This is a genomic window from Nitrosomonas sp. (assembly GCF_019635155.1).
GTDB lineage: Bacteria > Pseudomonadota > Gammaproteobacteria > Burkholderiales > Nitrosomonadaceae > Nitrosomonas.
In genome coordinates, this window is the sequence record NZ_JAHBZY010000025.1 from 1 (window position 1) to 26,516 (window position 26,516).

At 49.3% G+C, this 26,516-nt stretch carries 24 protein-coding genes, 1 tRNA gene and 1 CRISPR repeat array; of the genes, 9 read left to right on the forward strand and 16 right to left on the reverse strand.

Translation table 11 applies throughout. The features are described from left to right. The first annotated feature begins 22 nt into the window (after positions 1–22). Positions 23–3,145: direct repeats of the CRISPR family, unit length 37 nt; unit sequence GTTTCAATCCTCGCCCGGCTTTGGGGCCGGGCGCTAC. A 180-nt stretch (positions 3,146–3,325) separates the two neighbouring features. The 12 genes from cas2 to KF839_RS13780 form a co-directional block, all read right to left on the reverse strand. Beyond that, a complete protein-coding gene (gene cas2 / locus KF839_RS13725) occupies positions 3,326–3,616 on the reverse strand; it encodes a CRISPR-associated endonuclease Cas2 (protein WP_292918399.1) in 291 nt (96 codons plus the stop codon). A gap of 2 nt (positions 3,617–3,618) precedes the next feature. Then, the gene (gene cas1c / locus KF839_RS13730; protein ID WP_292918400.1) at positions 3,619–4,653 is read right to left on the reverse strand and encodes a type I-C CRISPR-associated endonuclease Cas1c; all 1,035 of its coding nucleotides are present in this window, start codon (positions 4,651–4,653) and stop codon (positions 3,619–3,621) included. A gap of 7 nt (positions 4,654–4,660) precedes the next feature. Beyond that, positions 4,661–5,281, reverse strand: coding sequence for a CRISPR-associated protein Cas4 (cas4, locus tag KF839_RS13735; protein WP_292918401.1), 621 nt, complete (start codon positions 5,279–5,281; stop codon positions 4,661–4,663). A gap of 29 nt (positions 5,282–5,310) precedes the next feature. Continuing rightward, positions 5,311–5,658 carry a nucleotidyltransferase domain-containing protein gene (locus tag KF839_RS13740; RefSeq protein WP_292918402.1) on the reverse strand — a complete coding sequence of 116 codons (348 nt, stop codon included), beginning with the start codon at positions 5,656–5,658 and terminating at the stop codon, positions 5,311–5,313. Positions 5,659–5,673: 15 nt separating this feature from the next. Continuing rightward, positions 5,674–6,660, reverse strand: coding sequence for a type I-C CRISPR-associated protein Cas7/Csd2 (cas7c, locus tag KF839_RS13745; protein WP_292918403.1), 987 nt, complete (start codon positions 6,658–6,660; stop codon positions 5,674–5,676). Further along, the gene (gene cas8c, locus KF839_RS13750) at positions 6,660–8,420 is read right to left on the reverse strand and encodes a type I-C CRISPR-associated protein Cas8c/Csd1 (RefSeq protein ID WP_292918404.1); all 1,761 of its coding nucleotides are present in this window, start codon (positions 8,418–8,420) and stop codon (positions 6,660–6,662) included. Before cas8c ends, cas7c begins: the two co-directional genes overlap by 1 nt. A 2-nt stretch (positions 8,421–8,422) precedes the next feature. Then, positions 8,423–9,193, reverse strand: coding sequence for a type I-C CRISPR-associated protein Cas5c (gene cas5c, locus KF839_RS13755; RefSeq protein WP_292918405.1), 771 nt, complete (start codon positions 9,191–9,193; stop codon positions 8,423–8,425). Between the two features lie 17 nt (positions 9,194–9,210). Next, positions 9,211–11,520, reverse strand: a complete 2,310-nt coding sequence (gene cas3, locus KF839_RS13760) for a CRISPR-associated helicase Cas3' (protein WP_292918406.1) — start codon at positions 11,518–11,520, stop codon at positions 9,211–9,213. Next, a complete protein-coding gene (locus KF839_RS13765; RefSeq protein WP_292918407.1) occupies positions 11,504–11,785 on the reverse strand; it encodes a DUF433 domain-containing protein in 282 nt (93 codons plus the stop codon). Before KF839_RS13765 ends, cas3 begins: the two co-directional genes overlap by 17 nt. Continuing rightward, the gene (locus KF839_RS13770) at positions 11,773–12,168 is read right to left on the reverse strand and encodes an HIRAN domain-containing protein (RefSeq protein WP_292918408.1); all 396 of its coding nucleotides are present in this window, start codon (positions 12,166–12,168) and stop codon (positions 11,773–11,775) included. The genes KF839_RS13765 and KF839_RS13770 overlap by 13 nt, the downstream gene beginning before the upstream one ends. Before the next feature lie 73 nt (positions 12,169–12,241). Next, complete coding sequence (locus KF839_RS13775; protein ID WP_292918409.1) at positions 12,242–13,672, reverse strand: SEC-C metal-binding domain-containing protein; 1,431 nt, start codon at positions 13,670–13,672, stop codon at positions 12,242–12,244. Then, positions 13,656–14,654 (reverse strand): helix-turn-helix transcriptional regulator, encoded by a 999-nt coding sequence (locus KF839_RS13780; protein ID WP_292918410.1) that lies wholly within the window; start codon positions 14,652–14,654, stop codon positions 13,656–13,658. Before KF839_RS13780 ends, KF839_RS13775 begins: the two co-directional genes overlap by 17 nt. 477 nt (positions 14,655–15,131) lie before the next feature. Between KF839_RS13780 and KF839_RS13785 the strand changes: the two genes are divergently transcribed. Together KF839_RS13785 and KF839_RS13790 are read left to right on the forward strand one after the other, a co-directional pair. Continuing rightward, entirely contained in the window at positions 15,132–15,644 is a 513-nt protein-coding gene (locus KF839_RS13785) for a chemotaxis protein CheW (RefSeq protein WP_292918411.1), read from the forward strand. A gap of 40 nt (positions 15,645–15,684) precedes the next feature. After that, positions 15,685–17,412 (forward strand): methyl-accepting chemotaxis protein, encoded by a 1,728-nt coding sequence (locus tag KF839_RS13790; protein WP_292918412.1) that lies wholly within the window; start codon positions 15,685–15,687, stop codon positions 17,410–17,412. Positions 17,413–17,472: 60 nt separating this feature from the next. On the opposite strand, the gene rsgA is transcribed toward KF839_RS13790, so the two are convergent. Genes rsgA through KF839_RS13805 form a run of 3 tightly spaced genes read right to left on the reverse strand, consistent with a single transcriptional unit; the run spans position 17,473 to position 19,987 of the window. Beyond that, on the reverse strand, positions 17,473–18,396 hold the full coding sequence (gene rsgA, locus KF839_RS13795) for a ribosome small subunit-dependent GTPase A (RefSeq protein ID WP_292918413.1): 924 nt from the start codon (positions 18,394–18,396) through the stop codon (positions 17,473–17,475). Continuing rightward, the gene (locus KF839_RS13800) at positions 18,393–18,734 is read right to left on the reverse strand and encodes a 4a-hydroxytetrahydrobiopterin dehydratase (RefSeq protein WP_292918414.1); all 342 of its coding nucleotides are present in this window, start codon (positions 18,732–18,734) and stop codon (positions 18,393–18,395) included. The genes rsgA and KF839_RS13800 overlap by 4 nt, the downstream gene beginning before the upstream one ends. After that, complete coding sequence (locus tag KF839_RS13805; protein ID WP_292918415.1) at positions 18,731–19,987, reverse strand: M48 family metallopeptidase; 1,257 nt, start codon at positions 19,985–19,987, stop codon at positions 18,731–18,733. The genes KF839_RS13800 and KF839_RS13805 overlap by 4 nt, the downstream gene beginning before the upstream one ends. A gap of 159 nt (positions 19,988–20,146) precedes the next feature. On the opposite strand from KF839_RS13805, the gene orn reads away from it, so the two are divergent. Then, positions 20,147–20,692: an oligoribonuclease gene (gene orn, locus KF839_RS13810; RefSeq protein WP_292918416.1), complete on the forward strand. Its 546-nt coding sequence runs from the start codon at positions 20,147–20,149 to the stop codon at positions 20,690–20,692. Between the two features lie 92 nt (positions 20,693–20,784). After that, positions 20,785–21,159 (forward strand): EF-hand domain-containing protein, encoded by a 375-nt coding sequence (locus KF839_RS13815; protein WP_292918417.1) that lies wholly within the window; start codon positions 20,785–20,787, stop codon positions 21,157–21,159. Between the two features lie 70 nt (positions 21,160–21,229). On the opposite strand, the gene KF839_RS13820 is transcribed toward KF839_RS13815, so the two are convergent. Then, a complete protein-coding gene (locus KF839_RS13820; RefSeq protein WP_292918418.1) occupies positions 21,230–22,633 on the reverse strand; it encodes a M16 family metallopeptidase in 1,404 nt (467 codons plus the stop codon). Between the two features lie 75 nt (positions 22,634–22,708). Between KF839_RS13820 and ftsY the strand changes: the two genes are divergently transcribed. The 5 genes from ftsY (at position 22,709) to KF839_RS13845 (ending at position 26,449) form a co-directional block, all read left to right on the forward strand. Continuing rightward, on the forward strand, positions 22,709–23,734 hold the full coding sequence (gene ftsY, locus KF839_RS13825) for a signal recognition particle-docking protein FtsY (protein ID WP_292918419.1): 1,026 nt from the start codon (positions 22,709–22,711) through the stop codon (positions 23,732–23,734). A gap of 24 nt (positions 23,735–23,758) precedes the next feature. Further along, on the forward strand, positions 23,759–24,412 hold the full coding sequence (ftsE, locus tag KF839_RS13830; protein WP_292918420.1) for a cell division ATP-binding protein FtsE: 654 nt from the start codon (positions 23,759–23,761) through the stop codon (positions 24,410–24,412). Next, on the forward strand, positions 24,409–25,320 hold the full coding sequence (gene ftsX / locus KF839_RS13835) for a permease-like cell division protein FtsX (protein ID WP_292918421.1): 912 nt from the start codon (positions 24,409–24,411) through the stop codon (positions 25,318–25,320). Before ftsE ends, ftsX begins: the two co-directional genes overlap by 4 nt. A gap of 119 nt (positions 25,321–25,439) precedes the next feature. Next, positions 25,440–26,285, forward strand: coding sequence for an RNA polymerase sigma factor RpoH (rpoH, locus tag KF839_RS13840; protein WP_292918422.1), 846 nt, complete (start codon positions 25,440–25,442; stop codon positions 26,283–26,285). A gap of 75 nt (positions 26,286–26,360) precedes the next feature. Then, a tRNA-Ser gene (locus tag KF839_RS13845) sits at positions 26,361–26,449 on the forward strand. Positions 26,450–26,516: the final 67 nt, after the last annotated feature.

Below are 26,516 nucleotides of genomic sequence, written 5' to 3' on the forward strand. Positions count from 1 at the left end.
GGCTTGCTACATCCCTTCGTCCGTTTCAATCCTCGCCCGGCTTTGGGGTCGGGCGCTACCATAGCGAATTGTCGCGTGACCACCGAATCCGGTTAGTTTCAAGCCTCGCCCGGCTTTGGGGTCGGGCGCTACGCGTCAGGGGCAGGCACAGAAGCCAGCCCCTATAAGTTTCAATCCTCGCCCGGCTTTGGGGTCGGGCGCTACGCATCGAGTTTGCATCACAGGTGTAATATGATCAGTTTCAATCCTCGCCCGGCTTTGGGGTCGGGCGCTACTAACTCTGGTTCCGCATCGCCAGAATTATCATAAGTTTCAATCCTCGCCCGGCTTTGGGGTCGGGCGCTACAATAGAGTTAAGAACTCCAGGTGGTTTTGTTATGTTTCAATCCTCGCCCGGCTTTGGGGTCGGGCGCTACGTGTTCCATGTCTACAATGTTGCTATCTATTTCATCGTTTCAATCCTCGCCCGGCTTTGGGGTCGGGCGCTACCGCTACATCAGTTTCAGGTTTCCACACCCAATTAAGTTTCAATCCTCGCCCGGCTTTGGGGTCGGGCGCTACTGATGATATCGCCATTTTTTGTCGAACCAGCATCGGTTTCAATCCTCGCCCGGCTTTGGGGTCGGGCGCTACATAATTCAATGCGCCCGCCGCAGTAGGCGTGTTTGGTTTCAATCCTCGCCCGGCTTTGGGGTCGGGCGCTACCTGTGAACGGAAGCGCATACTTATCTAGATCAAGTGTTTCAATCCTCGCCCGGCTTTGGGGTCGGGCGCTACTACAGCTCCTGCACCATGCCACCCGCGCAACGTCAGTTTCAATCCTCGCCCGGCTTTGGGGTCGGGCGCTACTCTGTCAGTCTCCGCGTTGAATGCATCAATTTTTGTTTCAATCCTCGCCCGGCTTTGGGGTCGGGCGCTACCCTGGATGCGCATGATCAGTAGTAAATGTTATTGCGGTTTCAATCCTCGCCCGGCTTTGGGGTCGGGCGCTACCGTTAATGCTTGTCACTTCGCCTACGCCTGATGCCGTTTCAATCCTCGCCCGGCTTTGGGGTCGGGCGCTACTTTTACAATGGCATAATGACCCAACGTGGCACTAGTTTCAATCCTCGCCCGGCTTTGGGGCCGGGCGCTACTATCGTTACCGGATCGGGGCAGGGGGTCTTGACTACGTTTCAATCCTCGCCCGGCTTTGGGGCCGGGCGCTACGTACCTAAATTAGCGAACGCTTCTGCAGCAATGAGTTTCAATCCTCGCCCGGCTTTGGGGCCGGGCGCTACGCCGCGTTTGCGCCGGTCAATTTAGCCCAGAAATGTTTCAATCCTCGCCCGGCTTTGGGGCCGGGCGCTACGTAGTCCAATCACCTTTCTTAACCTCATTGTCCAGTTTCAATCCTCGCCCGGCTTTGGGGCCGGGCGCTACCGACTGATCTTTACGACGTCGTAACGCCTGAGATGTTTCAATCCTCGCCCGGCTTTGGGGCCGGGCGCTACCTCCAGAATCCATCTATGCTGCGGTATTCGCGGTTGTTTCAATCCTCGCCCGGCTTTGGGGCCGGGCGCTACCTAAGGTAGCATGTACACTACAAGCATAACCGTTGTTTCAATCCTCGCCCGGCTTTGGGGCCGGGCGCTACGCAGCATCCGTTGTAAATGTGTACCCCCCGAACATGTTTCAATCCTCGCCCGGCTTTGGGGCCGGGCGCTACGTCCAGGCTGTTACATGATTGACATTCATCGCAATGTTTCAATCCTCGCCCGGCTTTGGGGCCGGGCGCTACTTTTTCAGAAGCAAGGATGGACACGGGAGCAAGCGTTTCAATCCTCGCCCGGCTTTGGGGCCGGGCGCTACCCGGGCTGTCCGGTGCGATCGCGCTGCTTTATCAGGTTTCAATCCTCGCCCGGCTTTGGGGCCGGGCGCTACTTTCAGACAATCCGCCTGAACTGATAATTTTTGAGGTTTCAATCCTCGCCCGGCTTTGGGGCCGGGCGCTACAAGGTGTGCTGCGTAAATCTGCGGATGTTTACATCGTTTCAATCCTCGCCCGGCTTTGGGGCCGGGCGCTACTAGTTGATTTCTGTGAATACTCTGAATCGATCGGTGTTTCAATCCTCGCCCGGCTTTGGGGCCGGGCGCTACAGGTTAGTCCTGCAAATTTATCACTGGCAGCACCGGTTTCAATCCTCGCCCGGCTTTGGGGCCGGGCGCTACGCGAGCGCGGGTGTACTTTGCTGCGGGTGGAAATTGGTTTCAATCCTCGCCCGGCTTTGGGGCCGGGCGCTACTGCATTGGCTTGGCGCAGCCCTGTCTCTAAGCTGAGTTTCAATCCTCGCCCGGCTTTGGGGCCGGGCGCTACATGTCACCGCTCGCGTGGTGGCGGTGGCTAGGAGTGTTTCAATCCTCGCCCGGCTTTGGGGCCGGGCGCTACGCACCGAAGCCGAAGTGGACGCAGCTGTTAAACGTGTTTCAATCCTCGCCCGGCTTTGGGGCCGGGCGCTACAGCTAGAATACTGGCGTTGTCGAACACGATGGACGTTTCAATCCTCGCCCGGCTTTGGGGCCGGGCGCTACGACAACACGCGGCGCTCGAGAAACGGAGGCAATACGTTTCAATCCTCGCCCGGCTTTGGGGCCGGGCGCTACTCGCTATCGCGGCGTATACCGTTGTTGACACATTCGTTTCAATCCTCGCCCGGCTTTGGGGCCGGGCGCTACAAGCACGCTGACCAGCGGCGTATCGCTCTTTATGCTGTTTCAATCCTCGCCCGGCTTTGGGGCCGGGCGCTACCACCGAAGAAGAAAGCGGCGACGCGCCATTTGAAGTTTCAATCCTCGCCCGGCTTTGGGGCCGGGCGCTACCGGCAGCAGAAAATATATTCCGCACACGATAGATGTTTCAATCCTCGCCCGGCTTTGGGGCCGGGCGCTACTCGAGTCCGCTGCTTCCGCCAACACGTTGACAACTGTTTCAATCCTCGCCCGGCTTTGGGGCCGGGCGCTACCGGTCAAGCGGGTACTACGTTACGCGGCGGAGAATGTTTCAATCCTCGCCCGGCTTTGGGGCCGGGCGCTACTGCTCTTGGATGATTTGTGATCCGCCCATCACTAGTTTCAATCCTCGCCCGGCTTTGGGGCCGGGCGCTACAGTACAACTGCAACCCGATCATACAACAAAGAAATTTTTTGTTCACGCGCGAACTGGGGATTTGGGGAATGATTTTGGGATGTGATTGCAAACGGGATATTCAGGAAGTTGCAATTTTTCATGAGGTTATTCTTTGCGCGAACCGGCCGGTATTTTGCCGTTGCTTGCGATTCGCGGATGTTAGATGATGAGCGATCCATCGAAATCGACGGCTTTGAATTTTCCATATTCCTTGACATGCAGATCGACGGGTTCTGTCAAGCGATATAGCCGCAGATTGTCTTCCTTTTCGTCTATCTCGGCCAGTAATCTACGTTCCAAATCTTCATACTGCATCAGGCTGACTTTACACTCGAATACTGATTTTTGCACACGCTGTCCGATACCTTCGCAGATTTTGGCAACGCGCCGCAATCTTCTGCGGCCTTCCTTGGTTTCGGTTGAAACATCGTAGGTTACGATAATCAGCATGGTCATTTCACCAGAAAGGGAATATACGCTTCCATGTCGCCGCGGATGGCGCGCGCCATGAAGCGCGCTTGCAGTTGCGGCAATAACCCGAACGGCACCTTGGTATCCAGCAACGGATGGTTTATTTCTTCCTGCTTGCGCTCCTGGTAAGCGGCTACAACGATTTTCCGCGCATCATTCTCCAGATACACCGCGCCGCCTTCGCGTATCTGCAAATTGCGCTCGGTGATCTGGCCGCGGTTGACCAGCGTGAGCGCCAGCCGGTCCGCCAAAATCGACCGGAATTCTTCCATCAAATCGAGCGCTAACGCCGCTCTACCTGGACGCACCGCATGCAGAAAACCCAATTGCGGATCAAGCCCGACGCTTTCAATGGCCGAGCGGCAGTCGTTCATTACCATCGAATAGAGAAACGACAGCAGCGCATTGAAACGGTCGCGCGGCGGTCTTCGGGTGCGCCCGTCCATAGCGAAATACTCACGGACATTACGCCGGACCAAATTGGGCAACACAGAGAAATACACTTTGGCAGCGTCGCCTTCAATGCCGCGGACTACGTCCAGATCCGTCGCCACCGCTAGATTGCGTATGGAACCGGCCAATGTATCGGCGGCTTGGCTGAGCATTTTCTGATCCTGCTTGTCCGTCGTTTCCCGCGCGCCGCGCAGTAACACTTGACGGGAATTACGCAGTTTCCCGGCTATCGCCGATTTCGCGACTGCAACGGCAAAAGACATATCCGCAGCCAGGCGATGCTGTGCCTGACGCAACAAAATATTTCCGCTGATCGCACCTTCCAATCGCGCTTTAAACCGTCCATTGCCATCGAGTAACACCAAACCAATACCATCGTCGGCGCAGCGATGCATCAACGCCGGGGAAATCATGACGTTGCCAAAGCATACGAGGGTACCCAGATGATGCAGCGGCACCTGGAGTTTCTTTTCGCGTTCCACGTCAATACGCACGGTATCGTTTTCCAAATGCGCATAAGCATTGGGTGTCATGATGTAGAGTGTGTTGAGAATTTGGTACATGATTCTGCTAATCCACGTTAAACAATTCATCCAGCAATTCATGCTGGTGCGTTTTATCCGTCAACGCTTCTGGCTGGCAAATTTCCTTCAACGAACATTCCTTACAGCGCGCATCATTAACCGGTGGCGGCAATTTCTCGGAGGCCAGCAAAGTACGAACCGCTGTCACGGTTTCCTCGACTTGCCGGCGCAACGAATCGGTGATGATCACTTCCCGACGGCGACGGGAAGTGTGATGATAAATCGCACCATGCGTCACCGGCTTGCCGGTCATTTCCTCCAGGCAGATCGCTTGCGCCGCCAGTTGCAGATCATCGTTCAACCATTTCTTGCGTGCACCATGCTTGTACTCTACCGGATATACGCTACCATCCGGCCAGAATTCAACTACATCGCACCTACCCACCAATCCCAATCGATCCGACCATACCGGCAAGGCATATTCAGCACGCGCGCCTTCCTTGGTAGTCACCCATCCTGAATAATCTGCGCGTTCATGCTCAGCGTTACCGCGTGCCGTATGAATATTGTCTGAAAACTCGCTCTCCAGATAAATCAAACCGCAACGACGCGGACAGTAAGCATACTGATTCAAAGCGGAAACATTGATGAGTTCGTCATTATTCATGCGATTTATCCTGTGAAGCTATTGCTCGCTCAAGGTCGACTATAAAGCACTTCTCCCTCGCGGACAGCCCGGCCAACAACATGGCTCTTTGAGTGTTTCCAATGATCGAATTCTTCCCGGCTGTAGAGCAGAATATCCTTGGACACATCCAACCCCTTTAGTGCGATATACAAACGCGCTGCTTCCTTCCGTCGGCTGCGTTGTGGAGAAAACGGCTCGGTTTCGACAATTAGCAAATCGATGTCGGAATCGGGGTGTGAATCTCCCCTTGCGCGGAAACCAAAGAGGATGATTGCTTCGGGAGAAGCTTCCCGAACGACAATCTCTACCATTTGGTGCAGCAAGGTTTCTTCTTTAGCGGTATCGATTTGGGTCATTTTGCTCTGCGCTAATCACCAGCTTAACAACTCTACACCAGCAGGCAATCTATCTTTATGAATCAGAACACTATAATCTGAAAATGCGCGTGGCGAAGTTGTCAGTCCTTTGCGCTTGGTAATCTCGATAATGGCATTGTCCAGCGGGCGCAAGTCGGTAGAAAAATCCAACAAACGATGCGCGGGTGCACAACCGAGCCTGGCTTGGCGGATGCGCTGGTTTGCATCACTATCCGTACCAACATGCTTGAATACATAAAGACCACGACAGGACATCACACCTTTGGAAGCAGAACGGTCATGATCCCACATGTTGCGCAGGGCATCCCAAAAATGGGCAAGGTCATCGTCCGAGAAACCGGTTCCTTCCGCCAGATTGGCGGAGATGAAGCCTTTTGTTGCATAGAGGCCGTATGGAATAAGTGCTTTGCGCCCCATAGTGCGCAGCGAGTCTTCTGGTTGAGACGCCTCCCACTCAACGTGCTTTGCATAGCTGGCATCCGCTTTGATGTCCTTCTCTGTCGGTGTTTTGGCAACTCGTGTAATAGAAAGATCGAGCGGCATAATTGGATGAATAGACCGCGAAAATGCCACTTGAACGGGACCACGTACTTGCCCGGCATTAGGGCCGGTAGCGAGTACGGCTCCAAATGTGCGAATGTCGAAAAAATTCTCACACATCCAACCACGCGCATTCTTAACTTCCTGCTTGTTGGATTTTCCTTCCTTTGGAACCGCACCATTGGCTTTTTCGTGCGCCAATGCAATCGGCTTGTTCAGGTTGGTTGCATGCTCAACAAACACGGCATTGGGCACCTGATTACCATAAGCCGCTTGTATGTAATTCCGCACCCGCCGTTTGATAGCGACATCGGACACTAGCCCATGCATATCTTCCGGATCAATTCGAGGACTGTTTCCAGCATCCGGATCACCGTTAGGATTACCGTTCTCGCAATCGAATAGATAGAGGAATTCATAGCGGTTCTGGATAGCATTCATCATTGTTCTCCTTGTTGATTTTCATTGGAATTTTTGCTGGGCCGTAATTTTGCGAGCTGCTGATAGTAGCCGAGCGCAAATAATCCTTGGCCGTTGAGATCAAGTGTGCGGGGTGCGGTATCACCTAGGCGGGACATCACGTCGGCAATCTGTTCTTCATACCACCACGCCAGGCCGCCATCAAGCTTACTTAAATGGTTGCGAGCGTTGGCAGCGAGCCGCCCGATCACCAAGCCTGGCGTCTGACTGGCTGAAGCGTAATAGCGCTGCACCACGCCAGCACCCACGTCACCCAGTGCAGCACGTTGCAGGTTGGCAAAAATGGCCAGCAATCGTCCGCAATGGTATGCAGGTGCCGGATGATCGGGATTAAGATATGCAGTCATAGTTGTGTCACCTCCTGGTTGTAGTCGAACGAAGTAAGCTTTAATAAGGCCCATACGGGCATGACTAAATGGTTCATCTTTAATGAGATCGGCACGAAATCTTGCTAATGCTTGCGCCATCAACGGTTGAGGAATGGGTAATTTCTGAACAGCAGTCTTCCATAAAGTTGCAGTAGTTGGTGCCGGCAAATCTTTAAGTTCTCGCACCAGCGATCCGCAAACCGCCATAAATTTCGGATCGTGAGCAAGATCATTTCCATCTCTCGCCACAATCGCTAAATCTGAGAACCATCTCTCGATATTAGCCACTAGAGTCTCGAATTGTCCTTCCATCCAATCGCGCACCATAACCCGGCCGGATGCGCCGGAAATGGTCATCGCGTAAAAATGGTTGTTGTCCAAGTCGGATCGTTTGCCGCTACGAATGGCATCCAGCATATTGCGTGCAGCGATATGGGCGGATGCCTTGATTGTTTCTTCGGATTCAATATCCTTTAACCACTCAAGGCCATATAACAGTTCAAGAGGGTCGTCTTCTGGCGCAATACGTTCTTTGAACCAATGAACCACCATCGTGTTGGCAAGTTTGCGCGAATGATTGCGTACCAAATCATTCAGTCCATCTACATACTGCTGCACAGCTGTTGCACCAATGGCGGCATTGGCTGATTGTTCTAAACCGTATGAACCAAATGCTGCCTTATCAAAGCCAATCATGACGTCGCCCATACTAAGGCCACCAACGCTTGATAGACCGGTTATCTTGGGGTGTGTGGCTAGTGGTTGTTCAAGTTCACCAGTTAGGAAACAGACCATTGAATCACTGGCAGCTTTCTTGGAAGTCGAGTTTGCATCGGAATTTCCCAAGTCTGCTTTGCGCCATTCACGCCACCACAATTGCACCATTTCTTTAGTGCGAGGATAGGAATTTCCTACCCGCCAGCTCAACCAATCGGAAGGTCTGGCTTTGTGCTGCATGAGCGCATTACGGATTTCCAATTGTTTTTCTGGATTATCGAGGGCGTTCATAATGCTCGATAATTCTGGACAAGAAACTGATGCCTTACGCAGCATTTCGATAAAGAATTGTTGTTTTTCCTTAGCTCTGAGGATAGTTTTTTCTTCTTCATTTGTTTTAAATAGTAAAGCCACTGTTTGTGCAGTTTCTACCAGGAAATGTGATTTGCCACCCGCATTCATGTTATGCATGTCGGGGCAACGCGGTTGCATCTCCCCTCGTTTGCCATCGCCTAGTGGCAGTATGTTCAAGAACCGCCCATCATCAGCCAACTCAATGCACCATCGTACTTCCCGTGTTTTGAATCCAGGTTCGGAATCGAGGCCGCTACCGTATTGCATTAGTGTTTGCAGCATAGCTAATTTCTCCCCGGCTTTTTAACCATAGCACTATCAAATGGCGGTACATCTAATACGCCGTTATGCACATAAGCATCGAACAGCGTAATGAACGGCTTATCTTTCTCGCTTACCGCATTTTTGCCCAAGTCGAATACGTCGTAGAGCATGAATCCAAGATGCTGATCAAATCTGGCAGGATTGCTAACCGCCTCATTTTCCGATTCGACATACTCAAAAAAAGCCGGAAACTCACGGCAACCGAAGTAAGGTTGTTGGAAACATTTTCCATGCTTGGCGCGACGCTCGAATTGACTATTGAATTTGCCGAAATCTTGTGCGAAACCCGGCTTGGGGACGATTTGTGCGGTGATACGGTACCGAACATTTTTTAATGCCATGGTTTGCCGTTGCGTGCGGCCCTTCTGATCAGTTCCTAGTTCATCTTTGCCACCATCCGCCCAAAGTGGCTCTGGTGATTCAGTACCGTTTATCCACTTGTTAAGGGTTTGCATGCCGGGAACTTTATCCTTGACCTCATTGCGGCGCAACGCGATATAACGTGGCATTTCCAGCACTTCAATGCGCTTCACCTGCCAGTGAAAATAAGGCTTCATTACGTTTTCCTTACCGCGCTTTTCACGGACGCCGTCCCAATAGATCGCGTCGAATATTCCACGTGCGGCGGATGGCGTAATGACGGGATAGGAAAACCGTTCGACCTTCATTTCCGGTCGGGTGAAGCAGGCCAAGTCACCCCAGACTTCCAACATATGAATTCCATTTGCCATGTTTTCTCCTCGGTAGTTTATGCGATGAAGATTTGCTCGGATTGCGGCAATTGCAGTCCTCGTGTTGCGTGGTAATAGGTTTTTTGCGGGTCTTGCAAAATGAACCATTCATCCGATACGCCGCCTCGCCTCAACTTTGCCGGGATTAATACACTCCCGGCGGGGTGCCCAGCTTGTGGCCGATAAATGCTGATGGCTATGCCTTGGGCACGGCGCATCCACTCTGACGAAATTCCTATCCTGTCAGCTTCTGCCAACAATGCCGTGAATTCATCCCGTCTTCCCTCCCATGGTACGAGTATCTGGATTGCGTCGTGGTCGATCAGTTTATATAACCTTGCCACTTCGGCGAAATCGCGCGCAGTGATGGCTTTGCGTAATCGCTCGTTCTGGCTCTCCGGCTTGGTTAAGTCGTACAATTGCTGATAATACTCGCGATACAGTTCAGGGTCGTTTATATCCAGCTCACCGTGGTTAATTTTCAGTAGCGTTCGCGTTTTTTCAGCAGCTTGATAATAGGCATAAGTTGGATAGCAGCGCCGGGAGGTTTCTTCCTCCGGTTCGAACACAATTACCTCTCCTAGCTTCCCTTGTGTATTCATGCGTCCTTCGCGGTTGCAGCGTCCGGCAGCTTGAGCAATTGATTCGAGCGGAGCCAGTGCGCGATAGACCAGTGGAAAATCGAGATCCACCCCAGCCTCGACGCACTGAGTAGAGATCAAACGGCATGATTCTCCCGCTTTTAGCCTAGTACGGACATTTTCCAATACAGCGCGCCGGTGTTCGGCACATTGATTGGTGGAGAGGTGATATACATCTTCGATATCTTTCAACACATCCAGTAATTCAGCAGCATGACGCTTGAGATTAACAACGCATAGCACTTGCTTTACTTCGCTTAGCTTGTGCGCCAATGTATTCCATGAAGTTTTTTCTCCATTCATTGGCCATCTGACTCTGACACGCTTCAATTGACTAAACATGTCTGAGTTATTTGGTGCAATCTCACTTGGTTGCCATCCCCTGAAAGATTCTTTGATCACGGCTTGGTGCAAAGTATCGAATGCGGGCTGAGTTGCCGTGGCAAACACTACACTGGAACGGTATGCAACTGAAAGATGTGATAATGCCGCCAGTGCCGGTACCGTCAGATGTTGCGGCAAACTTTGAGCTTCGTCGAATAAAATCACTGAATCTATCAGGTTATGCAGTTTCCGGCAGGATGACGGGCGGTTGGAAAACAGCGATTCAAGTAGTTGCACATTGGTAGTTAGCACAATCGGAGCATCCCAATTTTCAGATAGCAAGCGGCGCTGCCGTTCGCCAGTATTGTTCGTATTGCCCTCGGCATCGATTGACGTACTTTCGCATCCCAAGCCAGCCATACTGTGATGCTCTAAAACAAAGTTTTCAGGAAAGTCATGGAACACCGCTCGATAAATCCGGGCAGTTTGTTCTATGATGGTTAGGAAAGGCACGACTAACACGATACGTTTCAAATGCTTGTTTGCAGTAACATGTTCTAATGCAAACTTGAGCATTGCCAAGGTCTTCCCCGAACCAGTCGGCGCGGTGAGTGTAAACAAACCGTTGGGAGCTGAAGATGCTGTAGTTACCTCCCGCCAGAGCTTCTCTCTGACCTGCAACACATTTTTGTCCGCTTGATTGCCCTTTCTTATTGAAGCACTCATGAAGCTATCGAGAGCGGATAACGCCGAAGCAACATCTAACTTCGGCCCTTCTGACCGGAAACGTTTACCGTTAGCATCTCCGTTAAAATGTGCCTCCGTATCCAGGAAATCAGCATCTACCAGACAGGAAAATAGCATTCGCACATCCAGCATAGAAGCGACAATCTGCTCAACTTTATTTGTTGGTACGGCGGTTGCTGTCGGTTTCTGAAATTCCAAACCATCTGCTTCAGCTCTTTTCTTTAATTCCGCAACATCCGCATGACTCAAATCAAGCTTAAGCGGATGGTTTTGCGAGAGCGTAATTGGATTAAGCCGCCGCAAAGCGTCTGGATTCCCTTGTTGCAGGCCTATGTGGTGACCTTGTATGGCCAAAGTTGCGGCAATGGCGCGATGTTCCGACAAGGCAAGCCAGGCACCCTGTGACCAGTGATCGAGACCTGAATCTAAACCTTTTAATCTGGCCTGAAATCTATTCGCATATTTTCCAAGATCGTGTAATAGTCCGGCCAAATGAGCCTCATCTTGCCATTCCAAGCCACTGGAAAAATGTTTTGCAATTCTGGCCACACTTGTAAGGTGTTCCTTTAGCGGATGCCAATTTCCCAAGTCATTTGCACTATGGGCATATATCAAGATTATCTCCTTTCTTAATATCTTCGTCTCTGACAAACGATCTTTGCCGAATAACATTCGCAGCAAACCCCAACGCCGCCAATACATCTTCCCGTGAAACATGCGGATAGTTTTCGATAAATTCTGCTACGCTCCAGCCGGATGCCAGGCAATCGAGTATCAGTTCTACCGAAATACGCGTTCCGACAATAACCGGTTTGCCTGCCAGGATTTCCGCGTTGGTAACAATGCGATTTTTCCACATTTGTTTCTTCACACTTTCCATCTCACCTTCACCTCAATCCGTTCCCACGGATTATTGCTTTTTTTCAACCCTACGATCAAAGCCGATAAAGCTTCTCCGCGGTCCAGCAGTTGCGAGACGGCGGCGTTGTCAATCGCCGGGATGTAGCCGAGTTTTTTACCTTGCCAGTCGATACGCACCGCGCGTTGGTCGAAACGGTTGCCGGGTTCCCGTATCAAGGCGACGGGTTGGCCGGCGGCGAGTTGCGGCCATAGCGTTTCGCCTTGGTGATATTGGAATCCTGCTATCGGGGAGATTTGCAGGGTTTTCCATTGCCTGGCAGCCGGTTTTGCTTGCGTCAACGCCGGTAGCGCAAATCCGCCAAGCAGTGCAGTTAGTGATTGCAGGAATACGCGTCGTGACATGATGATTCCTATTCGAAAAAATTACATCCTTGCATTATCCGGAGTCACAGGCTCAAAAGCTGAGTCTGCGAATTTATTTTTCAGGCTTCTTTAAACCCAACTGCTCGCGCAGTTCGCCGAAGATGGATTGATCGATGGGTAAATTGGAATCTCCATTTCTTAACTCAAAGTCGCGCAGCAGTGCTTCGACCATTTCCCGGCCACCTTTGGTTTTGATGGTTTGCAGGGGTGTTTTTCCATTCAGGGCGGGCAGTTTTTCATGTGGCCATTGGCGGTAGTGTTCATGCATGAGTGCCATGATTTTTTCCCGCACTTCCGGGCGGTTATTCAGTTCTTCCTGCTCTTCCCGCCGTTGCCTGGTTTTGACGCTTTCGCCTTCGTCTTGCATGTGCGCCAGCATGACTTGCGGGGATTCGATCACGCTGGTTTTGTACTGTGCTTGTGGCAGTAATTTTTTGATCAATCGGCGCAGCCGTTGCGCTCGTTTATCCGAATTGACTTCGGTGGTAAGCTGGCATCCTTTGATTCTGATGTTACCGAGCACCGTATTATCTTTCTTCAACCAGGGAAATTCGATGTGGAGCAGTTCACCCGTCGCGGCAAAATCGGCATCCGACAGGAGCTCGTCTTCCGCGCTATCCGGGCAGAGTTGCTTTAGCGCCGCGAATGCCGTTTGCGCGGATGGAATGTCATAAATGAGTTTTTGCATGACCATCGGTTCGCCGTCGGTATTGCATAATTTTGGGATGCGCGGATGAAGCAGCCGGTCACTGATTTCATGATAAAGCGCGAGCATTTCGTGATTATAGTTCTTGAGCAATGCTGGCGTTGGCGGGTTCTCCAGCTCATTAAGCTGTTGCCTAAAGTTTAGTATGGTAATTTTTTCAATTGGCGGAAAGAAAATCGGTGCACACGCTTCCAGTATCGCGACATGATCGACTTTAGCCAGTTTGCCAAAAACAATTTGCCCGGTTTTCGCTTGGGCCGAGCCGGAACGCTCGGTGACAAAGCATTCCTCGTCCGTTAACAGATCATGCAGGATAAACCCGTCACCGGGGTGTACGGAGATAATCTCGTAAAAACTGAACGGGGTTGCGGCGCACTGCTCGAGGTAACGCTTCAGCAATGGCTCCAGTTGCTTGCCATAGTGATCGAGAAATGCTTGCCCTGTTGTGCGTATATCCGGAGCATCGTCGTCCTCGGTGGCGAAATCCGCACGCCAGTTATGGAAAAACCAAGGCATGAATAACTGCATCTGCGGCGAGTGCGGATCGAATTCCTCGCCGCGCCGTAAGGTGAAATCACTCCAAGCTTCCTGTAAGGCTCCCGGCTTTCGCCGTTTTTGCTCGAACGTTAGCAGCCTATCCGGCAATCCTCTTATGGCGCGGCTGATTTGATGCCACAAGAAATCTTCGGCTTGCTGTACTTCACGTGCTTGCAGGCAACACTGTTTGTATTTTTTTCCGCTGCCGCAAGGGCAAGGGTCGTTACGTCCTGTTTTCATGTTTATTCCTTGTCAAATAATGTTCTTGCGCTTGCTGCAAGTTTAACAGGATGGTTTTGCGCAATCTTTCTGGCGCGATGACTTCAACTGCTGCACCATGCTTGAGGATGTCCATAATCAACTCGGTTTCGTTGGCGTAGGGAATGTGCAGTTCATAGCTGCCGTCGGGCAGGGGTTTTCCTTGTTGTTGCGGGTGCCATTGTTCGTCGGCAACCCAGCGGGCACGGTCGGGGGTGAAGCGCAGTATGGCGGTGTGAGTGGCTTTACCTGCAAAAATGCCGTAGCCGGTGGCGAAATGTTCGTCGAGTTCGGCTTCCGGTATTTCGCGTGCGATGGTATCAAGCAGGGTTGAAGTTATGATGCGTTCTATCGAAAAACTGCGTAGCGCGTTGCGTTTGTGGCACCAGGCATCGAGATACCAGTTGTCGCGGTAATGGGTCAGCCGCTGCGGGGAAACGGTGCGTTCGCTTTGTTGATCGTGACTGCGGCTATGGTAGGCGATGTTGAGTTGCTTACGTTGCAGCACGGCACTGGCGGCTGATTGAAAATGTTTCAATTCCGCTTGCCTGCCCATCATGCTTAGAATGCGGATGCGTTTGGCAGTGATTTGCGCAGTGCCGAAATGTTGCGCTGCGAGAATTTTTTCTAGTCGATCTTTGATTGGTTTCAATTGTGTGCCGAGCAAACCCGGTTCAATCTGATCCAGCAGTTGCTGAGCGGTTAACAAAGCATATAGTTCGTTGGCATCGAACCAGACGCCGGGTAGTTCGAAAACATCGTTGCCCCTGGTGTCGTAGTGATAGCCGTTACGGTCGCGGTCATAAACCAGCGGAGCGTTGAAGAAGTCCCGGAGTGTATCGATCGAACGAGTAACTGTTGCGCGAGAGCACTCCAATTGTTCTTCAAGGTATTTATGCGAAACCGGGAGCCGATGCGATGCCAAAATGCGGTGTAGTCGATAAATCCGCTGGAAACTGTTCAATTGCGTATTCCTGTTACCTTCAATATTTTTAGAAAAGTACTGAAAAATTGCTGTGCCTGATCATGTTGCGTCGAACGCAAACTCAAAATGCGTATTTACTCGTCCTTAACCGCATATTCTTATCGGATCTTGCTTTTTCTGGCGGATACTCGCTACGTTTTTAGAATTTGTTCCGTGATTATATTCGTGATCTTCATACAGCAGAATATTTCATATAAATCTTATTTGTAATTCGGCTATTGCTGGGCTCAACAAAAGTTATCTTTGATTTTATGGAGAATAATATAAATGTTTATATTCAATCACTTGATTAATAATTAGTGACATGATGTAGGATTTATCCTTCAGTAAGTCAAGGAGTATTCTGAAATAAAAAAAGAAATTACTGGCAAAATCAAATGAGTGAATCACCGTAAATAAAACTTCGTTTTAATAGATTCATCTGGTTTCCAGATAACACAAAAGGAGCGTTTATTCATGTATCAGGAACAGACGGCAGATAAAACAACGGAATCGACTGGCGCAGTAGCTGCCGGCATAACTAATGAATATCTTACTTTTCGTTTAGGGAAAGAGGAGTATGGGATAGAGATTCTGAAGGTTCAGGAGATTCGTGGTTATGAGGCCATCACGCAAATAGCCAATGCTCCGGACTTTATAAAAGGCGTAGTGAATTTGCGCGGGATCATAGTGCCGATCATTGACATGCGGATCAAGTTTCACATGGAGAATGTTGACTATGATCAATTTACCGTGGTGATTATTTTAAATGTTGCGGGCAGGGTGATGGGTATCGTCGTGGATGGAGTATCGGACGTGATCAATCTGACGTCCGAACAACTGAGACCGGCGCCTGGACTGGGATCGGTCATAGATACGGAATACATCATGGGACTGGGAACCATAGATAATCGCATGCTGATATTAATTGACATTGAAAAGATGATGAGCAGCAGTGATATGGGATTGATCGAGCAGAACCTGAATTAATTGATTGTTTTCTTGAATATGAAGCCATAAGGAGGATTTAATGTTTAATAACATGACGATAAAGTCGAGTTTAGCGCTGGTGATAGGTCTGCTATCGATATTGCTATTGGGTATAGGCAGTTTGGGGATGATGGGTCTGAATCAAACGAATGACTCATTCAAAGGCGTATACGAAGACCGCGCCGTTCCGTTGGGAGATCTTGCATTAGTATTGGACCGCATGCAGCGGGCGCGTCTCAATGCGGCAATCTCCGCATATTCCAAGAACGCGGAAACGGTAAAAGAACGCCAAACGATGACGGTTCAGCGAGACGCGGAAATCGCCGAAATGTGGAAAAAATATATGGCGACCAATCTCACCCCTGAAGAAGCTGCGTTAGCTGATAATTTTAACCAGCAATGGCAAACCTATGCGGAATCGCGCAATCGCACAATGAGTTTGGCGATTGCAGGGAATTTTGATGCCTCCGTTGATAACATGGTAAATGACGCCGGTCCGAAATTTGATGCAGTACATGGAACCATGATAAAGCTACTCGAACTGCAGCGTGATGAAGCGATGAAAGAATATACTGCCGCGCAAAGTAATTATGAAACGATATTTATGGTTACCATAACGACGGTTGCACTTGGAATTCTATTTGCGGGCATTATTGGATTACTGCTGATTCGTGCCGTGATAGGTCCGCTCAATGAAGCGGTAGCGGTTGCCAATGCAGTCGCATCCGGCGATCTGACCAGCCGCATTGAAGTGAGCTCGAATAATGAAACAGGCCGCTTGCTGCAAGCACTGAAAGCCATGAATGACAATCTGGTGGACCTGGTTGGCAAGGTACGGATGGGTACCGACCAGATAACGACGGCATCGGGTGAGATAGCCTCCGGCAACTCGGATTTGAGTCAGCGGACCGAAGAACAAGCATCGAGCCTGGAAGAGACAGCCTCCTCGATGGAAGAACTGACATCGACAGTGAAGCAGAATGCCGATAATGCGCGCCAAGCGAATCAACTGGCGGCGGGTGCATCGGAAGTCGCGGTCAAGGGTGGCGCGGTAGTAGGTCAAGTGGTGCAGACCATGAGTTCGATCAATGAAAGCTCCAAGAAGATTGTCGACATCATCAGCGTCATAGACGGGATCGCGTTCCAGACCAACATTTTGGCATTGAATGCGGCAGTGGAAGCGGCGCGTGCTGGAGAACAAGGACGTGGATTTGCGGTTGTGGCAACGGAAGTTCGAACCCTGGCGCAACGTTCAGCGGCGGCGGCGAAAGAAATCAAGGAACTGATCAGCGACTCGGTGGCGAAAGTGGAAGATGGGACGCGCCTGGTTGACGAAGCGGGGACGACGATGGACGAGATCGTAAGTGCGGTGAAACGCGTTACGGACATCATGAGTGAAATATCGGCGGCATCGCAAGAGCAAAGCTCGGGAATTGAACAGGTAAACCAAGCGGTCACGCAGATGGACGAAGTGACGCAGCAAAACGCGGCGTTGGTGGAAGAATCGGCGGCTGCGGCTGAATCGATGCAAGAACAGGCGCAATCGCTATCGCAAGCGGTCAGCATATTCAAGTTATCGGGTGGTGGTTATGGATCGTCCACACCGGTTAAGAGAAGTAATCGTCCGGCGGCGGTAGCCAAGTTACCGAACCGCGGCCCGGCGACCAAGAAAGCGCTTGCAAGACCTGAAGCGGGATCATCGAGTGTACCGGCACAGCCTCGCAAGATTGCATCCGGTGGCGGTGGCGATGAGTGGGAAGAGTTTTAACAAATAACATGGAGTACCGCCGGTTATCGTGCGGTACTCCATAACGTTTTGAATTTAAGTCTATCCTCCAACCAAGCTTGTGCCGGAACGATCCCGGCGCAGCAATTTATGATAAAAACCCAATCGCTTTTCGGTAATTTTTCCTTGCTCTACCGCTGTCAGCACGGCACAACCAGGTTCTTTGAGGTGACGGCAGTTGCTAAATTTGCAGTGACCGAAGTAAGGGTGAAATTCGAGAAATCCCCACGCCAGATTTTCTTCCTTAATATGATTTAACCCGAATTCCTGAAAACCGGGAGAGTCTATGATCGCGCTGTTGTCATCAAGGTGATAAAGTTGCGAATGCGTGGTGGTATGTGTACCACTGTCAAGTGCAACGGATATCTCAGCGGTGGCGCGTTGTGCTTCGGGAACCAGAGCGTTGAGCAATGTCGATTTGCCCATACCGGATTGTCCGGCCAGTACACTAAGGTGAGCTTTCAAGAAAGGACGCAGTCCAGAAATATCTTGCAGAGCGCTCAGCGACAAGATGCGATACCCCAAGTCTTGATACAACGACAACGTTGTTAGTGCGGTTTGAGTCGATTCGATTAAGTCAGCTTTGTTTAGCACGATCAATACGCTGATATTCTCACTTTCGGCAGCAACCAGGCAACGGTTGATCAATTCTTCGCTAAAACTCGGAATCGATGCAACGACAATGATCATTTGCGTAACGTTGGCAGCAATGATTTTTTCCTTGAAGGCATCGCTGCGATAGAGCAGCGAGGTACGTGGTTGCACGGTTTCGATAACACCTTGTCCGGTAGTGGTTAACTGGTATACAACCTGATCACCGCATGCGATACCACCTTTTTTGCCGCGCATGACACAGGAAATGATTTCACCGCTTGCTGTTTCAACCGAAAAGTGCCTGCCAAATGTAGCGACAACCAGCCCGGTTTGGCAAAGCAGTTGCTGCTTGTGATTGTGATGCTTACTCAAATTGCGAATAGCTTGTCGATTTTCGCCGCGCAGATGAAATCATTCTCAGACAAGCCGCCGATGGCGTGTGTGGTATAGGTTACAACGCATTGATTGTAGCCAACCAGCATATCCGGATGATGATCTTCGCGATGTGAAATCCATGCCACTGCATTTACGAAAGCCATGGTTTGATAGTGGTTCTTGAAGGCGTAGGTTTTGCTGATTTTGTTGTCTTGTAAATGCCAACCCTCAATTTGCTGCAAGAAAGCAGCAATTTCCTCGCTCGATAGTTGCGGAACACCGCCTTCGCACGGTTTGCATTGTTTGGAAGATAAATCGCATACAGTTGTGTTCATACTTGCCCCTGACTTTGTAAATGTGCCACGCGGATTGATGCCGGAGGATGCGAATCATAAAATGCCGAATGCAATGGATCAGGCGTAAGTGTTGATGCATTGTCTTGGTAAAGTTTAACCAATGCATGTATCAGATCATTCGCCGAAGCGTTTTGTGCAGCGTAGGCATCGGCTTCGAATTCATGCTTGCGGGAATACAAGCTTGAGATTGGATGCAACAAAAATGTAAATACCGGCATTACCAGGAAAAACAGTAATAATGCCATGGCGTTCGATGGTACATTGCTGACGGTTACCCCCAGCCCTTCGTAGAACCAGGTTTGTTGCATCGAGTAGCCGAGCAACCATAAAAAACCAAGGCTGATGACAAACGATACTGCGATACGTTTGATAACGTGACGTAGTTTGAAATGACCCAACTCGTGCGCCAGCACCGCTTCGATTTCGGCGGGATCAAGGCGTGACAGCAGAGTATCGAAAAACACGATACGCTTGGTTTTTCCAAAACCGGTGAAATATGCATTGCCGTGATTACTACGGCGCGAGCCATCCATCACAAATAAGCCGCTGGCGGTGAAGCCGCATTTGCTCATCAATCGCTCGATGCGCGACTTTAGTGCAGCATCTTCCAATGGTGTGAATTTGTTAAATAATGGCGCGATCCAGGTCGGGTAGATTGCAAGCACGAGCAGATTGAAAACGATCCAAGCGAACCAAGCAAACAGCCACCAGTGATCGCCCATTTGTTCCATCAGCCACAACACGCAAAACAACAATGGTGCACCAAGTAGCAGCCCGATGACAGTTTGTTTGAACAGATCGGAGAAAAACATCAATGGTGTCATTTTGTTGAAACCGAAGCGCTCTTCGATTACGAACGTCCGGTAATAACTCAGCGGGATCTCAGCCATGCTCATGATGAAGAAAGTACTGAAAATCAGAGCAATGCCATGTATGATCGAGTTACTAAACCAGCCATCCCAGAATTCGCTCAAGGCATTCAGCCCACCGCCGAGCGTGAATGCCAGCAGCAGCAAAACATGCAATAGAATGCCCGGATATCCCGCGCTGGTTTTGGCACACGTATAATCTGCTGCCTTTTGGTGATCGGCCAGACTTATTTTGCTGGCGAATTCTTGCGGAACTTGGTTCTGATGTGCGCGAATATGGCGAATATGCCGGATTGATAGCCAAACTTGTGTCAGAGTGGTTACCAATAGCGCAATTAAAAAAATTAATGTAAATGTTTGCATAATCATTAATCGATGGTTTGGAAATCGGAATTCAAAGTAGATTCACGAAGGAAACGTTGTAATCCGGAATCTACAAGTTCTCAATCTGGTTAAAAGTGACTGTGTGATAGCGATATGACACAATTAAGTACATTGCATTCAAAAATTCTATAGATAATTATGGCACAAGATAACAATAACCTCATCTGGGTTGACATGGAAATGACCGGATTGAATCCGGATACCGATCGCATCATTGAAGTTGCAATCGTAATCACTGACATACAATTGAACACTGTTGCCGAAGGGCCTGTGCTGGTGATTCATCAGCCGGACGAAGTGCTGAACGGTATGGATAAATGGAATCAATCGACACATTCTAAATCGGGATTGATCGATAAAGTGAAGGCTTCGCGTTTAAATGAGGAGGATGTGGAAGCGCAATTGCTTGAATTTATTAAGCTGCATGTACCGCCCGGTGTATCGCCGATGTGCGGTAACTCCATTTGTCAGGACCGGCGTTTCATGGCTCGCTCGATGTCGCAGTTGGAAGCATATTTTCACTATCGCAATTTGGATGTTAGTACCCTGAAAGAATTGGTTAAGCGCTGGAAGCCAGAGATTGCATCGAACTTTAATAAAGAAAGTAAGCATGAAGCACTAGCGGATATATATGATTCCATCAAAGAACTCGAATACTACCGTCAACATTTTCTGAATGTGTGAGATCAAGCCTTCCAGCGAACTTTCGTAGAGAGCTCATTTCTAATTGGCTTGCATCGCTATCCTTTGATTATTCATTATTATGGAGAAACAACATGTTTCATAAAAAAAGTTGCGTAAATTTAGTGGGTTCTGCTTTGCTGACATTCTGTGTGTCAGTGGCTTTTGCTGCCAAGACAGATGATCATCAACATCAAAGCGGGCAGCATGAGGGGCATGGTAAAACCTCATCCGATCACACTGCTCATCAGTGTGATCACATGTTGGCGGTCGACGCTAATAAGGATGGTAAGATTAGTAAAGAAGAATTCATGAAGCATCACGAACAGATGTTTGATAAAAAAGATGTCAATAAAGACGGCTTTGTTGACAAAGAAGAAATGCATCGCATGATGGAAAAAAAGCATCAACATGAAAGCGGTGACCATCAGAAAAGCAGCGATCATTCGCATGACAATGTGAAAAAATAGCAATCTTGTTTTGGCAGTGGCTACACTTTACTTCCTTGTAGCCGCTGCCGGCGTTTCTTATACTTTTACTTTAATGCCTTAGTCCGGCCGGCGCCCTTAAAGGCGTTTTTTGTTCCAAAGGTTGCGGATCCAGCACTGCAACAGTCAAGCTGTCATCATTGAAATATTTTTTTGTAACATCGCGGACTTGTTCTGCCGTAACCGCTTTCAATTTCTCCAAAATGAGATCCGTGTCACGATATGAAAGTCCTATGCTCTCCATTCTACCGAGCTGCATGGCTTGAAAAAAAATGGAATCGCGCTGATAGACATGACCGGCAATTACTTGCGCTTTAACTCGGGCCAATTCCGCTGCTGTTATCCCATTTTTCACGATTTTCTCGATCTCTCCGCGTAATGCCTGCTCCAGTTCTGTAACGGATTTACCTGCGCTTGGTACGGCGCTGAGAAAGAAGAGACTTTGACCGCGTGCTGTCGCATCGTAGCCTGCGCTAGCGGAACTGGCAATTTGGCTTTCCCGTACTAATGATTTGTTGAGTCTGGCCGATGCATTGCCATCCAATATCCCTTCCAGAATTTCCAAAGCGTAAGGTTCCCAATCTTCTTGAACATTTTTGATCGTTGGCGTGTGGTAACCCATGATCAGATAAGGCAATTCCGCGGGTGCCTTGACGATGATCCGTTTCGTTCCGAGTTGTGGTGGTTCCAATTGCGGCTTACGTTCATTGAGGGTAAGTACCGGACGGAGCTGAATCGTGCCGTAATATTTTTTCGCAAGCTGATGCACCTCTTCCGCATCAACATCGCCGACAATCACCAATATTGCATTGTTTGGTGCGTACCAACGGTCATACCACTCCTGTATATCGTCTACGCGCATGTTCTCCAGATCATTCATCCAACCGATAATCGGATTTTTGTAGGGGTGCGCTTGATAAGCGACTGACATCATTTTTTCGTACAGCAATGAACGCGGCTGATCATCGGTACGCAATCTTCTTTCTTCCATGACCACTTTGATTTCTTTCTCGAATTCTTCTTTGGTGATCAATAAATTGCGCATCCGGTCCGATTCCAGTTCCATTGCCATAGGCAAGTGTTTTTTATGCAATTGCTGATAATAGCCGGTGTAATCGTAGCTGGTGAAAGCATTCTCACGCCCGCCAGCGGCTGCAATTTTTTTTGAGAATTCGCCATTTGGAACTTTTCCGGTACCTTTGAACATCATGTGTTCCAGTACATGCGCCACCCCGGTCACGCCATTGACTTCATCAACGCTGCCCACTCTGTACCAGATTTGCGTTACCACTACCGGTGAGCGATGATCTTGTTTAACAATCAATTTAAGACCATTATCAAGCAAGTATTCGTAGGGGTTTGCGAATGCTATAGGTGAGATCAACAAATTAACGATCAGCAGAAAACCACGGATTGAAAAGATACTAAAAAAAGTGTTACGGTGATCAGGTTTCATTTTTACTAACCAAAATGTGAGTAAACAGACTAAAATCGAGTTTTGAGAATATCTATATTTGTAGAGCCTACCAGAATGTTTAGTTTTTTTAAATCTAAAAAGGATCCTGCGGATTCAACTGAAATTCCGGTTACACCGGATGCTGTATCGGAATCCAAACCGGAAGAAGCCGTAAGTTTTGCCAGCAAGCTTAAACAGGGTCTTGCCCGTACCCGGCAGAATTTGGGAAAACAATTATCAAGCCTATTTGGCGGCGGCAAGATTGACGAAGAGCTTTACGAGGAACTGGAAACTATTTTACTGACATCCGATATTGGTGTAAGTGCGACGCAGAATCTGCTGGAAGATTTGCGTAAGCAAGTCAAGCGGGACGCATTAACCGACGCCGCGCAATTGAAGCAAGCACTCAAGGTATCCTTGGTAACCATGCTGAAACCCTTGGAACAGTCATTGGATGTCAATGCGTCCAAACCATTCGTTTTTATGATTACCGGTGTGAATGGTGTGGGGAAAACAACATCGATTGGCAAACTTGCCAAGTATTTTCAGACCCAAGGGAAGTCAGTGTTGTTAGCAGCGGGTGATACTTTCCGGGCAGCTGCTCGCGAGCAACTGATCGCTTGGGGTGAACGCAATAATGTCGTCGTCATTGCGCCTGATAGCGATCCGGATAAAAAAAGCGATCCGGCTGCAGTGATTTTCGACGCTGTTAATTCGGCCAAAGCACGGGGTATCGACATCGTATTGGCGGATACTGCCGGCCGGTTAACGACGCAACTGCATTTGATGGAAGAGATCAAGAAAGTCAAACGCGTCATCGCCAAAGCGATGCCGGATGCACCGCACGAAGTGTTGTTGGTATTGGATGCAAATACTGGTCAGAATGCATTGATGCAAGTGAAGGCGTTTGATGAAGCGCTCAATGTAACCGGTCTGGTTCTTACCAAATTGGATGGTACGGCCAAAGGCGGCGTCGTGGCGGCGATTGCTGCGCAATATCCTCAAAATCCCCCGGCTTTACGTTTTGTAGGGGTCGGTGAGGGCGTGGACGACTTGAGGCCGTTTGATGCTCAAGAATTTGTCGATGCGATGTTTGATTAAGCAAATAGTTATTTTCACCCTACTATGATTCTTTTCAAGAATGTCAGCAAGCGTTATCCGGATGGGTATGTGGCCTTGAACAACATAGACTTGACAGTGCAAACTGGTGAGATGGTTTTTTTGACTGGTCACTCAGGTGCCGGTAAAAGTACCTTGTTGAAGTTGATTGCCGCGCTCGAACGTCCAACTTCCGGTACGATTTCTATCAGTGGCCAAAATATCGCACAGCTCAAACCAGCGGCTATCCCCTATCTTCGCCGCAAAATCGGTTTTGTTTTCCAAGATCACAAGTTGTTGTTCGATCGTAATGCATTTGATAATGTTTTGCTGCCGCTGCAAATTAGTAATTTTGATAGCAAGACCGTAGCCTCCCGGGTACGTGCCGCATTGGATAAAGTCGGTTTGTTGAGAAAAGAAAAGTCCATGCCCATCGCTTTATCGGGCGGTGAGCGTCAGCGGCTTTGTATCGCGCGTGCAGTTGTGCATCGCCCGTCGATACTCATTGCGGATGAACCCACCGGGAATCTGGATGTGGAATATGCTCACGATATCATGACGATGTTCACGTCATTCAATCAAGTAGGTGTTACCGTGCTGATCGCCACTCATGATGCATCGTTACTGGAAGACAAGCAGCATCGAATTTTGTCGCTGAGACAGGGAAAGTTGGCTGCATGATGCGTGCGTGGTTGACACAACATGCGTTTGTATTTTTCCATACGCTGAAGCGATTGATCGCTACACCGGTTACCAGCTTGCTGAGTGTGATCGTGATGGGTATCGCTCTGAGCTTGCCAGTCGGAGTCTATGTTCTCATGGAAAACTTGGAGTCTATGTCCGGTCAGACAACCGGTACTCCACAGATGAGTTTGTTTTTGCAGCAGGATGCGCAGCAGAATGATTTTGACCGGATCAAACAACGATTACAGGAAGAGCCACACATCGTAAGTTTTCAATTCATATCTAAAGCAGTTGCGTTCAAGCAGTTGCAACATAGTAGCGGTTTTTCCGATGTCATGGCTGGTCTGGCGCGCAATCCGTTGCCCGATGCTTTTATCGTGCATTTAGAGCACAATCCGCCGGAAGCGCTAGAACGGTTGCGCACGGTTATACAAGATTGGCCGGAAGTAGCGCATGTTCAATTCGATTCAGAATGGATAGAACGACTCAATGCATTACTTCAATTGGGGCGTGCGATTATTCTGATGTTGGCGACATTGCTCAGCATCGCGATTATTGCCATCATGTTCAATACCATTCGGCTGCAGATCCTGACAAAGCGGGATGAAATTGAAATATCTAAACTGATTGGCGCGACCGACAGCTTTATTCACCGGCCTTTTTTGTATTTCGGTGCCATCCAGGGACTGGCCGGAGGTGTCACGGCATGGCTGATTGTGGCACTCTTTATTAGAGTACTCAATGAAGAACTGGTAGTGCTCGCCCGACTCTATGAAGTTGACATTCACCTGCAGTACTTGTCTCTACAGGATAGCATGAGTTTGCTATTGTTTTCAGCCTGGCTTGGGTGGTTAGGCGCGCGTATTTCCGTTGCAAGCCATCTCTGGCAAATCGAACCACGGTAAGATCATTTATCGGTGTGAAACTTTTTGAAAGTTTGGCACTCCCATCGCGGGAGTGCTAAAATATGCTTCATTCGAAAGATAATGGTACGCATACAAAACATCATCAGGAGATTATTAAAATGACGAATGCTTTAACACTGCCGGCTGTTGGGGGAAGTATTGAAAGTTATATTCAGTCTGTTAATTCTTTCCCTATTCTTTCACAAGAGGAAGAAAGTAGCCTGGCGCGGCGCTTATGGAAACACGGTGATATCGAAGCCGCACAAAAGTTGATTTTGTCTCATCTGCGTTTCGTTGTGGCGATCGCACGCGGCTACAAAGGGTACGGACTTCCGCAGGCGGATTTGATTCAAGAAGGCAATATTGGGTTGATGAAAGCAGTCAAGCGCTTTGATCCGGAACGCGGTGTTCGGCTGGTGTCTTTCGCAGTTCACTGGATCAAGGCCGAGATTCATGAATTTATCATGCGCAATTGGCGGCTTGTTAAAATAGCGACAACCAAACAGCAGCGTAAATTGTTTTTTAACTTGCGGAGCATGAAGCAAGGACTGGATACCATGAATCCGCAAGAAGTCGAGGCCATGGCAACGCAATTAGGCGTCAAATCGGAAGAAGTGGTTGAGATGGAAAAGCGTTTCAACGGCTCGGACATTTCTTTGGAACCGCTTTCCGAAGACGACGACGATACATTCAGTCCGATTAGCTATTTGACTGACGGTGCTGAACCATCGCAAATTTTGGAGAATAAGCAAATTACGCATTTACACGAGGAGAATTTGCAGCAATCTCTGGAATGCCTGGACGATCGCAGTCGGCATATCATCGAAGCACGCTGGTTACGAGAAAAAGATAGCGCTACACTGCACGACCTTGCTGACGAACTGGGTGTATCAGCGGAGCGAGTACGCCAAATCGAAGCCAAAGCGCTGCAAAAAATGCGCGGCACTATGACAGCAGCGGTGTAAAAGCTAGCCAATATTCCAATTTGACACCCGTTTGGCATAAATCAGTCAGACGGGTGTATTAGTTCCAGCATTCCAGAGAGGTACCGAAGCGGTCATAACGGCGCTGACTCGAAATCAGATGGTTAGGGTAACCTGGTACATGGGTTCGAATCCCATCCTCGCCAAGAACCTGTCTAGCATTGCCTAGCAACACCAAAAAATCCCTTTAGAATAAATAATATTACGATAGGG

What these genes read in the sequence shown, in the direction of transcription:
- cas2 (WP_292918399.1), bottom strand. Translation starts at nt 3,616, where the DNA reads ATGCTGATTATCGTAACCTACGATGTTTCAACCGAAACCAAGGAAGGC.
- cas1c (WP_292918400.1), bottom strand. Translation starts at nt 4,653, where the DNA reads ATGTACCAAATTCTCAACACACTCTACATCATGACACCCAATGCTTAT.
- cas4 (WP_292918401.1), bottom strand. Translation starts at nt 5,281, where the DNA reads ATGAATAATGACGAACTCATCAATGTTTCCGCTTTGAATCAGTATGCT.
- KF839_RS13740 (WP_292918402.1), bottom strand. Translation starts at nt 5,658, where the DNA reads ATGACCCAAATCGATACCGCTAAAGAAGAAACCTTGCTGCACCAAATG.
- cas7c (WP_292918403.1), bottom strand. Translation starts at nt 6,660, where the DNA reads ATGAATGCTATCCAGAACCGCTATGAATTCCTCTATCTATTCGATTGC.
- cas8c (WP_292918404.1), bottom strand. Translation starts at nt 8,420, where the DNA reads ATGCTGCAAACACTAATGCAATACGGTAGCGGCCTCGATTCCGAACCT.
- cas5c (WP_292918405.1), bottom strand. Translation starts at nt 9,193, where the DNA reads ATGGCAAATGGAATTCATATGTTGGAAGTCTGGGGTGACTTGGCCTGC.
- KF839_RS13765 (WP_292918407.1), bottom strand. Translation starts at nt 11,785, where the DNA reads ATGGAAAGTGTGAAGAAACAAATGTGGAAAAATCGCATTGTTACCAAC.
- KF839_RS13770 (WP_292918408.1), bottom strand. Translation starts at nt 12,168, where the DNA reads ATGTCACGACGCGTATTCCTGCAATCACTAACTGCACTGCTTGGCGGA.
- KF839_RS13775 (WP_292918409.1), bottom strand. Translation starts at nt 13,672, where the DNA reads ATGAAAACAGGACGTAACGACCCTTGCCCTTGCGGCAGCGGAAAAAAA.
- KF839_RS13785 (WP_292918411.1), top strand. Translation starts at nt 15,132, where the DNA reads ATGTATCAGGAACAGACGGCAGATAAAACAACGGAATCGACTGGCGCA.
- KF839_RS13790 (WP_292918412.1), top strand. Translation starts at nt 15,685, where the DNA reads ATGTTTAATAACATGACGATAAAGTCGAGTTTAGCGCTGGTGATAGGT.
- KF839_RS13800 (WP_292918414.1), bottom strand. Translation starts at nt 18,734, where the DNA reads ATGAACACAACTGTATGCGATTTATCTTCCAAACAATGCAAACCGTGC.
- KF839_RS13805 (WP_292918415.1), bottom strand. Translation starts at nt 19,987, where the DNA reads ATGCAAACATTTACATTAATTTTTTTAATTGCGCTATTGGTAACCACT.
- orn (WP_292918416.1), top strand. Translation starts at nt 20,147, where the DNA reads ATGGCACAAGATAACAATAACCTCATCTGGGTTGACATGGAAATGACC.
- KF839_RS13815 (WP_292918417.1), top strand. Translation starts at nt 20,785, where the DNA reads ATGTTTCATAAAAAAAGTTGCGTAAATTTAGTGGGTTCTGCTTTGCTG.
- KF839_RS13820 (WP_292918418.1), bottom strand. Translation starts at nt 22,633, where the DNA reads ATGAAACCTGATCACCGTAACACTTTTTTTAGTATCTTTTCAATCCGT.
- ftsY (WP_292918419.1), top strand. Translation starts at nt 22,709, where the DNA reads ATGTTTAGTTTTTTTAAATCTAAAAAGGATCCTGCGGATTCAACTGAA.
- ftsE (WP_292918420.1), top strand. Translation starts at nt 23,759, where the DNA reads ATGATTCTTTTCAAGAATGTCAGCAAGCGTTATCCGGATGGGTATGTG.
- ftsX (WP_292918421.1), top strand. Translation starts at nt 24,409, where the DNA reads ATGATGCGTGCGTGGTTGACACAACATGCGTTTGTATTTTTCCATACG.
- rpoH (WP_292918422.1), top strand. Translation starts at nt 25,440, where the DNA reads ATGACGAATGCTTTAACACTGCCGGCTGTTGGGGGAAGTATTGAAAGT.